This window comes from Motiliproteus sp. MSK22-1 (assembly GCF_001968815.1).
GTDB lineage: Bacteria > Pseudomonadota > Gammaproteobacteria > Pseudomonadales > Balneatricaceae > Motiliproteus.
The window spans coordinates 22,638-31,421 of sequence record NZ_MIEQ01000059.1; the positions used below are offsets into that span (position 1 = coordinate 22,638).

Sequence of the window (8,784 nt, forward strand, 5' to 3'; positions counted from 1 at the left end):
TGTTATAGCCATTTTTCAGCTCAAAGATAACGCTTAAGCCATTGATAACCCCATCCTGCGGAAATCAAATTTGCTAACGCAGCTCCCACAAACAGTCCCGGTAGCTCCCAAAGCCATTGCCCCAGGAAAGCCAGGGGTAGATAAATAATCAATACCCTGGAGGTAGAGATCAGTAATCCAGGCATAGGTTTGGCCAGTCCGTTAAAGGCTGCATTTATTGACATCACCAATCCGTAGGCTCCATAACTCAGCGGAACAATACTCAAGTAAGTAACCGCCACCTGGATAATCTCTGCCGACTGACTGAACTGCTCAACAATAGATCGCGAAAACAGCCAAAGAACCAATGCCAAAAACAAGCCCCAAGACAGGCAAAATAGCAGAATAACCCGAGCAGCTTCATCAAGGCGATCAATCTTATTGGCCCCCTGATTCTGACCAAAGAAAGGTCCGACAATACTAGACAGTGCGTAGAAACAAATAAGCGCCAGCATCTCTATTCGGCTTGCAACTCCATATCCTGCAACTGCCGAGCTACCGTACTGAGCGACTAATGCGACCACGATGGCACTGGACAAAGGAATAATCACGTTGGTTGCCGTGGCCGGAACACCTACATGAAAAATTGCTTTCCAGGATTGCCAGACTAAATCGCATCGATTAAAGGGGTTCCCTAAGATACCTACTCGACGCATAATCCACAGCGATACCAGCAGCGTAAATGCACGAACAATAACAGTTGCTAACGCCGCCCCCGCCAATTCCAACCGAGGAGCCCCCAACAAACCAAAAATAAGAATAGGATCCAGAAGGATATTGGCCAATGAAGAGCCGATCATGATATAGCTCTGTAATCGACTCAAACCATTAGCTCTTAATGTGGCAGTGCAAACAATTGGTGCAATAAGCCCCGGAGCCCCCAGATACCAGATTTCCATATATTCTCGAATCAGGGGCAACAACTCCTTTCCCGCCCCAAGCAAGGAAAATATCCATTCGATACTAAACCAGCCTAAAACCGCGATAAATACAGAAATCAGCAATGACAGGCTCACTCCATCAGTCGCCAGGCGACAAGCTTGAGTTGATTCCCCCGAGCCCAACGCCCGTGCGATACCGGAAGACATTCCAGCGCCAAGACCAATAGCTACACTGGTCAACACCATCGCCACGGGAAAGGTGAAACTCATCGCTGCCAGCGGTTCATCACCTAACTGAGCAACAAAAAAAGTATCTGCGGCATTAAAGGACATTAACGCCAATATCGCCCATACCATAGGCAAAGTAAGGGCTGAAAGCTGCCTGGCAACAGGTCCCTCTGTAAAAGCTATCTGATGTTTAGAAACCATGGACTCTACGTTAGAACGCCTGAAAAAGAATGGCCGCGAGTATAGCATTGTTAACCGGTACAGAACCTTATCGCAGTCCTGCACTGAAGTTATTGCGATCCAATGAATTGCTACCCAACCACGGACTATCCAATGACTGACCAGTCAATAACACTGAACTTATAATAAAGGGCGGCGACTAAAACCTGAGTAGCCAATCCCGTAATTCGAAAGACAGTCAAAAAATGGGTTCAAAATCGATACGTAGAGACTTACTATAAGGTTTCTGTACTACTAGGGAAAATTATGAAACACCATATCCGATTATCCACTGCAATTGTCACTTCTTTCGCACTGTTATCAGGCTGTCAAACAGTCGCCCCGACGGCACAGACAACTGATCCCTATAGCGGTGAGTCAAAAACCAGTAATACTGCAAAAGGAGCCGGTATCGGCGCCGTTGCCGGTGCTGTTTTGGGTGCAGCCACTTCCAGCAAGGGAGATCGGAAAAAAGGTATCCTGACAGGTGCTTTGGTTGGTGGCGCTGTCGGTGGTGGTGTGGGCTATTATATGGACCAACAGGAAGCAGAGCTTCGCCGTTATCTTGAAGGAACAGGCGTCCAAGTAGAGCGCCATGGGGATCAGATTCAACTGGTAATGCCCGGGAATATCACCTTTAAAACCGGTTCGTCCCATCTGGCAACCAGCTTTCATTCAGTATTGGATGGGGTTTCAACGGTTCTCAAGAAATATGACCAGACACAACTTAATATCGATGGACACACTGACAGCGTTGGCTCTGAGGCATCAAACCGAAGCCTTTCTCAACAGCGCTCTCAATCCGTATCCTATTACTTGACAGGCAAGGGCTTAAACGCCCAACGAATAAGAACTGCAGGATACGGAGAATCCAGACCAATCGCCGACAATTCTACTGCTAACGGTAGAGCAGCAAACCGCCGGGTTGAACTGTGGATACAGCCTATTAGCTAGGTCCGAATTTTTCTGTACTCCCCCTAGCTCTTCGTCAACAAAGGTAATAGGCTCCATTAAGACTCAAGAGATGATAATCATATCGTCTCTTGAGTTCTCTCCATAAACCCAACCTGCACTCAAAACATAATGGAGGGAGCAACCACAATGAGTTTTGCACCAAAGTTATCAACGGTCATTCTGATCAGCCTCTTATTGGCATCTCCAACGTTAAGAGCAGACAATCTCATCCAGCAGTGGAAACAGGGACTAAGTGGAGCAAAGCTTACCACCTACTCCGGCTCGGCCATTAGCTCAAATAGCACCCTTACAGTAATCAATCTATGCCGCAACGGCAGATTCACATACTACAGGGAAGGTAGCTGGTCAGTTCCCGGTATGGCAGGCGGTGCCTCTAACAACACTCTTATGGGTAACTGGGATGTTCAACGATACAACAACCAAATAATGTTGTTATATAAAAATGATAATGGGGAACAAGGAGGCTTTCCGATCTACTTACAGAACAACGGACGGGTCAACATTGGCGGTACAGCCTATGCCGTCCAGCAAGGTATGGCAGAATGTTAGCAACTCCCTAAGCCAATCTCTGCCACACAAGTATCAACCTGAAAATACCGATAAATACTAATGATTGTGCTTAAACTTCATAAATGTAATACCTGCTGAAAGTACCAATCGCCAAGCCAGCTCTATGTTTTCATCAAACAACGGATCAAAATCCGAAACTGTTGAAAGCAGTACCTCTAACCAAAGATCATAAAGTGCTGGGGGTATATCCAATACTCGCTTGCTATGTAATATCGCTATTTTTTGCAGAACATCATCAGCATAGCTTGTGGTGTAAAAATCCCTTAAGAAATAGACGGAACTCTCCAGCAACTTTTGCTGACGCGCCATATCAGTGTTCTTAAACAGTTCTGATACCTTTTCATCAGCGACAACGAAACGCTGATAAAATGTCTCGAAGAAGCCTTGTTTGTTGTATGTAACCGCAAGGACACGGGAGTAGCTACTATCGAAAATATGTTCGAAATCCATGCAGCAACTCTCATAGGGTTTAATTAGGAAACCTGCAAACATATATCAATTTAAGACAGGAATGGTTAATCAGCAACCTAATCCCACAAATTGAGGCATCAATATCAGTCTTTGATTTTCAGGCAACCCAAATAATCTACAACCCGTTTGATCGCTCCATTGCCGAATACTTACTCGACCAAGACCTCCTCATCAGGACAAACTACCGCAAATTTAACGCTGGCTTTCTCATCCCCATTGATTCGAATCTTCAACTGATGGGTGCCTGCGTAATGGGTACGAGTACTCATCTGCCTGAAGCTATGCTGGCGCTGATAAACTTTTTGCTTCTCTGGTATTGTTGTTTCGGATACCTGGAACCATTTCACCGAGGTTTTTCCATTGGCTTTAACAAACTCGATACCGTATTCAACCCGAACCAGACCAATCGCTTTCGATTGAGAGAGCAGCTTAAAACTGAGAGTCAACGCTTGCCCAATTTCTACCGATGCTGACTCGGTAACAAGCTCCCTGACCTCCACATGGGAAGGATCAGCAAAACCAAACAGTTTTAAAGCACGAGCATTCGCTTGTCGAAGCAGGGTTCGGCATCCATGTTTGATTATCCAGTCAGTCACCTCTCGCTGACCAATATTTTCCTCTGCCCAATCCAGTACACGCTGGGGATGATCTTTAGCGATATCATTAAGATTATTTGCAACGCTTCGGCGGACATACTCACTTGGATCAACCTTTAACTGCTCAATAACCGGAAAAATGGCCGAAGGGTCCTGCTTAAACATTGGTAATGCCTGTGCCCAGGGAAGTCGAGGTCTGCAGCCTTCTGTTGCCAACCGTCGTACGTGCTCATCAGAATCCTTGCTCCATTCCAACATCTGCTCCATCATCCGTTGTGGATCCTTCAAGATGAAAGGTCGCACAGCAAACTCCGAGCTTGAGTATCGCGTAAACCACTCTAGTGCTTTCATTGACGAGGACCAGTCATCGATACCATAGGCCTCCACATAATCCGGTAACAACATAGCTTCAAAACCGCCAAACCTGGGCGCTATAGCCATTAGAATGACGAGAGCCTGCTCATAGGGCAAGCTCAGTTCTTCGTTTAGACAATGGCGGATATGCTGCATCCGCCCCTTCAGCTCCAGATTCGTCCAGTGCTGATCAAACACCCTGTCAATAAATGCCTGACGATCAAAAGAAGGATGTACAGATTGAACAGCCCTTGCCAGTTCTGCCATATACGCTCGGTTATAACCGTTTTTCAGTAGTTCAGCCATGATTCAATAGATTCCATTATTGAAGAAGATGAAGCCTAGTTTACTGCTCACTACTGACAGGTCATGTCAGTAGACTGACATGACCGAAAAGAGATCCTACCTGTTAGTTAATCAGCAAGAGCCGGATCAGCTGTACGGATCGCGTAAAAATGGCACGGATAGATCATAAAGTTAAATATGATTACTGAAAAATATTGTATCTGAGGATATTCAGAAACCGTTAAAATTCTTTCAAACGAAACGGTCAGAACACTAGAATAAAGGAAAGACTGGATATAAGAATAATAAGAAAGGCATTTGGCGGAACGGACGGGATTCGAACCCGCGACCCCCGGCGTGACAGGCCGGTATTCTAACCAGCTGAACTACCGCTCCGTTGAATGCGAGGCAGACTATACCCATCCGACAGTATGGATGCAACTGTTTTTTTACATGCTCTACACAACCCAAAACGGAGTCGCATACTCAGTTGGCCATAGAGAAAGGAAACAGTAAAAGTAAGCTGGTGTTCCATCGGTAACCCTCCCAGAGGGGTCCCGCTTAGCCACAGGGTTTTCCCGAACCGCTGGGTAACACTGAAATAGAACAATTCTTCGAAACGGCGAAACCGGGTCTTGCTGCTGAATGCGGTGAAACCCCATCAACGCCCTTTGGGCAACGCTACTTTTGCGGAGTTCCTGGATAGTGCGGATTTGAGTGAAAGACCATGCTGAAAAAAGGCCAGCCGACCACCCAGTAAATAGATCCTGTAATCTTATTTAGTAAGATAAGTCTTATGTTTTTGCTATTCAGGCGCATTTTCTAGTTACCGTTCTGGGTAAATTTTCTGCGCCAGCCACTTCACTTTGAAAGCCTCCCAAGCCGAGCTAGTTATAGAATGCTCTTTTTTTGATACGGCTTGCAACCCCAAGATAATAAGCTCAGACGCTGCTGCTATTGCATGCTTAGCAAAGTGATGCCTGTTTGGTTGACAATACTTGGGCCGATAATGATTGCTGCAATGCCAGGTGTCTCAATGATCCCATCGAGCTTAGACCTTATATCTTTGGGGGCAAAGGTGTTTGGTGGTGCCACTACGCTATTGATTTGGCGCAAGACGCGGTCTTTGGGCTGGCCTGTTTTTAGCGGTGTGCTCGCTTACAGTCTAATAAAGCTGCTAGAGTTTTAGCTATCTATGAGTAGGTCATTTTTTGGAGATATTAAGAGCGCATTTATTGAACTTGAGCAGATGTCCGAAGGGCTGCCAGCCGCTATACTAGCATATATTGATGGACGTAATGAATTATCAAAAGCTTGTGTGATGTTTTATGAGTACAAATCAAACTGTTAAGAAGGACGATATTAAATACTGGCAAGTTCCCGTGCTAGGTGGCATTGATCTTCTTTCTGCTGAATGCATTAAGCATCGGTTTTCTAGGCATGCTCACGAGGAGTTTGTGCTCGCTGTATTTGAGCGAGGTGCAGAGCAGTTTGAGGCTCAGGACGCTACATTAACAGCAAAGGCTGGGTCTGTATTGATAATACCTCCTGGTGTGGCTCATACCGGACAAGCCGCCAGTAACGATGGATGGTCTTATCGAGCAATATATCCTCGAAGTGACTTGGTTCACCAAATCAGTGCAGATTTATTTCATGGTAAACCTGCGTTTGATCGAATGCCTGTGGGCTTACTGTCGGATACTGGCCTATACAATCGCTTTCTGGAAACGCACAAGTCATTCTCTGAAAGTGGGAATGACTTTGACAAGGAAGTAGAGTTAATAAGAGTGTTGGGAGAGCTGTTGACATGCATGCTACCAACAAAAGATATCAGGAATCCTGGTCACGAAAATCGTGCTGTAGAGATCGCGCGTGAGTTTATTGATGCTCACTATTTTGAGCCAATTAGTGGTTCTGAGGTAGCTGCCTCGGTTGAGCTAAGCTTGCCGCATTTGATGCGTTCGTTTTATGCGCAAATGGGAGTGCCCATCAATGTTTATCTGACAAGCGTACGATTAAGTCATGCTAGAAAGCTGCTGTTAAAAGGAAAGCCTGCTGCGGAGGTTGCATTGGAAGTTGGTTTTGTCGATCAAAGCCACTTAATTAGACGCTTCAAGGATGCTTTTGGAGTGACGCCGGGTCAGTACGTACGTTTTAGTAAGACACAGACCCGGCAATAGATCAGAGGACTAACCTTTTATCCCCAAAGATCAGTTGAAAGGTATTTCAGACCACTATCGCACACGACAACAGCGATAGTCTTACCTTCCATTTCACCGGCAAGCAGTTTTAGAGCCGCAGCGACATTCGCACCTGAAGAGAAGCCGCCAAAGATACCTTCATACTTCGCAAGCTCTAAAGCTGTTTTTTTAGCTTCTTCACCAGATACCTGTACGAAACCATCAATTGGCATTTCATCAAGAAACTTCAAGTCAGGAATCACATACCCACCGCCTTGGATAGGGTGATCAGGATTTATAACGGTCTCACCGGCAGCTGCAGCAGCGCCTTCTGGCTCAACAGCAAAACAACGAATTTCGCTATTAAGCTCTTTCAGCGCTTTCGTTACACCTTTATAGGTTCCGCCGGAACCTATAAAGTCTGCAAAACCATCGATGTTGCCATTAGTAGCTTCCCAGATTTCAGGGCCTGTTCCTTTGTAGTGGGAAAACCAATTACCGTCGCGATGGAACTGGTCAGCACGGAATGCCTGACGTTCTTCGGTTAGCTGTTGAGCAACTTGATCCACTAGCTCAAGGTCACCACCTGATACTTGACCAGGAATAGAGTCCGGCAGTTGGTCAACCAGAACAACTTCAGCACCTAGCGATCGCATCATTCGAGCGCGTTCTTCCGAGTTGCCTTTTGACATAACTGCAACGAATGGATATCCCTTGATACCGCATACGATTGCTAAGCCTGTTCCCATGTTGCCTGAGGTAAGCTCTACAACCGTTTGGCCTGGAGTCAGGGCACCTTCCCGCTCTGCTTCTTCAATAATTCCAAGGGCAGCACGATCTTTCTTTGAAAATCCTGGGTTTAGATAATCAAGCTTTGCCAAGATTGTGCCTTTTAGGCCGTATGCTTTTGTAATACGGTCCAAACGAACTAATGGAGTGTTGCCAATAGCTTCTACAGTGGAATTTAGAACTTTTCTCATAATAAACCTTTGCTAATTATTTTTTGTATCAAACAAATGGCTGATTTTCGCCGCACAGCATCGGTATAAGTGGTCTAGCTGTTAACACTTTCCCAATCCAGTATTACTTTGCCGCACTGGCCTGATAGCATTGTAGCGAAGCCTTCTTCGAATTTACTCGGTGGGAAGCTATGTGTAATGATTGGAGTCAGATCCAAACCGCTTTGAAGCATCGCAGCCATCTTGTACCAAGTTTCAAACATTTCACGTCCATAAATGTCTTTGATTTCAAGGCCTTTAAAGATCACCTGATTCCAATCAATGGCGTTGTTTACTGATGGAATACCGAGCATTGCTACTTTGCCGCCATGATTCATATGCTCCAGCATGGATTCAAAGGCTGATGGAACGCCTGACATTTCAAGGCCGACATCAGTAAGCGAACTAAAGCCATGCCAAAGCCATAATTATTAAGACCTTGTTTAGCCGCCTCGATAAGCCGCTCATCGTTTGACAGGCCTAGGTAGTTGTTTGCGCAGAAGTTAAGAGCATTCTGACCAGCGGCGAGGCGAATGCTATCAGCTTGAGGGCTGTCGATTACGCGCTCTTCTTTATAGAAGCCATCACTGCGAATTAGATCGAGAGTGTTGCAAAGGTGTGATTGAAAATTTTCGTACACAGGAGGGTCCTCGGATTCTTTTTTATTTCAGTCCCAGGAGAATGCCACTTGTAAGTTTTGATAGATTGTATAATCGTGATCTGTCTGGTTATGCATTAAAGATACGGCGCGGATTATTGGATGTTCTTCCACGCCTACTGGGCTAGATATGGTTTTACCCCGATATCTCAGACAGTCAGTTAAGAGCAGTCTGAGTTAGCTTACGCTTCTTCCTCTGGTTATAAAATCGCTCGATGTAATCAAATACATCAGCTCTGGCTTCTGTTCGGGTTTTGTAATTTCTTCTGTTCACCCTTTCTCTTTTTAAGAGACCGAAGAAGCTTTCTGCTGCCGCGTTATCGTAACAAC

Annotated in this window: 9 protein-coding genes, 1 tRNA gene and 1 pseudogene; 3 read left to right on the top strand and 8 right to left on the bottom strand. The window is 45.6% G+C overall.

Annotated features, from left to right (window positions below):
• Positions 1 to 20: 20 nt before the first annotated feature.
• Positions 21 to 1,349 carry an MATE family efflux transporter gene (locus BGP75_RS17315; RefSeq protein ID WP_076720129.1) on the bottom strand — a complete coding sequence of 443 codons (1,329 nt, stop codon included), beginning with the start codon at positions 1,347 to 1,349 and terminating at the stop codon, positions 21 to 23.
• A gap of 285 nt (positions 1,350 to 1,634) precedes the next feature.
• On the opposite strand from BGP75_RS17315, the gene BGP75_RS17320 reads away from it, so the two are divergent.
• Both BGP75_RS17320 and BGP75_RS17325 read left to right on the top strand, forming a co-directional pair.
• The gene (locus BGP75_RS17320; RefSeq protein WP_076720130.1) at positions 1,635 to 2,321 is read left to right on the top strand and encodes an OmpA family protein; all 687 of its coding nucleotides are present in this window, start codon (positions 1,635 to 1,637) and stop codon (positions 2,319 to 2,321) included.
• A 147-nt stretch (positions 2,322 to 2,468) separates the two neighbouring features.
• Complete coding sequence (locus BGP75_RS17325) at positions 2,469 to 2,891, top strand: hypothetical protein (protein ID WP_076720131.1); 423 nt, start codon at positions 2,469 to 2,471, stop codon at positions 2,889 to 2,891.
• Between the two features lie 57 nt (positions 2,892 to 2,948).
• Here the strand turns inward: BGP75_RS17325 and BGP75_RS17330 are convergent, their stop codons facing one another.
• The 3 genes from BGP75_RS17330 to BGP75_RS17340 form a co-directional block, all read right to left on the bottom strand.
• A complete protein-coding gene (locus tag BGP75_RS17330; protein ID WP_076720132.1) occupies positions 2,949 to 3,362 on the bottom strand; it encodes a globin in 414 nt (137 codons plus the stop codon).
• Positions 3,363 to 3,532: 170 nt separating this feature from the next.
• A complete protein-coding gene (locus tag BGP75_RS17335) occupies positions 3,533 to 4,639 on the bottom strand; it encodes a DNA alkylation repair protein (protein ID WP_076720133.1) in 1,107 nt (368 codons plus the stop codon).
• 298 nt (positions 4,640 to 4,937) lie between these two features.
• Positions 4,938 to 5,014: transfer RNA gene (locus tag BGP75_RS17340), tRNA-Asp, on the bottom strand.
• Between the two features lie 932 nt (positions 5,015 to 5,946).
• Between BGP75_RS17340 and BGP75_RS17350 the strand changes: the two genes are divergently transcribed.
• Positions 5,947 to 6,798 (top strand): AraC family transcriptional regulator, encoded by an 852-nt coding sequence (locus BGP75_RS17350; protein WP_076720135.1) that lies wholly within the window; start codon positions 5,947 to 5,949, stop codon positions 6,796 to 6,798.
• A gap of 17 nt (positions 6,799 to 6,815) precedes the next feature.
• Here BGP75_RS17350 and BGP75_RS17355 read toward each other — a convergent pair whose 3' ends face one another.
• From BGP75_RS17355 to BGP75_RS17365, 4 genes and pseudogenes are all read right to left on the bottom strand, one after another.
• Complete coding sequence (locus BGP75_RS17355) at positions 6,816 to 7,778, bottom strand: PLP-dependent cysteine synthase family protein (protein ID WP_076720136.1); 963 nt, start codon at positions 7,776 to 7,778, stop codon at positions 6,816 to 6,818.
• Positions 7,779 to 7,852: 74 nt separating this feature from the next.
• Positions 7,853 to 8,209 (bottom strand): annotated as a pseudogene (locus BGP75_RS17360) (zinc-binding dehydrogenase); the annotation flags it as partial.
• Entirely contained in the window at positions 8,131 to 8,436 is a 306-nt protein-coding gene (locus tag BGP75_RS26845; RefSeq protein WP_143821100.1) for a hypothetical protein, read from the bottom strand. The pseudogene BGP75_RS17360 and the gene BGP75_RS26845, both read right to left, overlap by 79 nt.
• A 175-nt stretch (positions 8,437 to 8,611) precedes the next feature.
• The coding region (locus BGP75_RS17365; RefSeq protein ID WP_143821101.1) for an IS3 family transposase at positions 8,612 to 8,784 on the bottom strand (173 nt) is incomplete at its 5' end.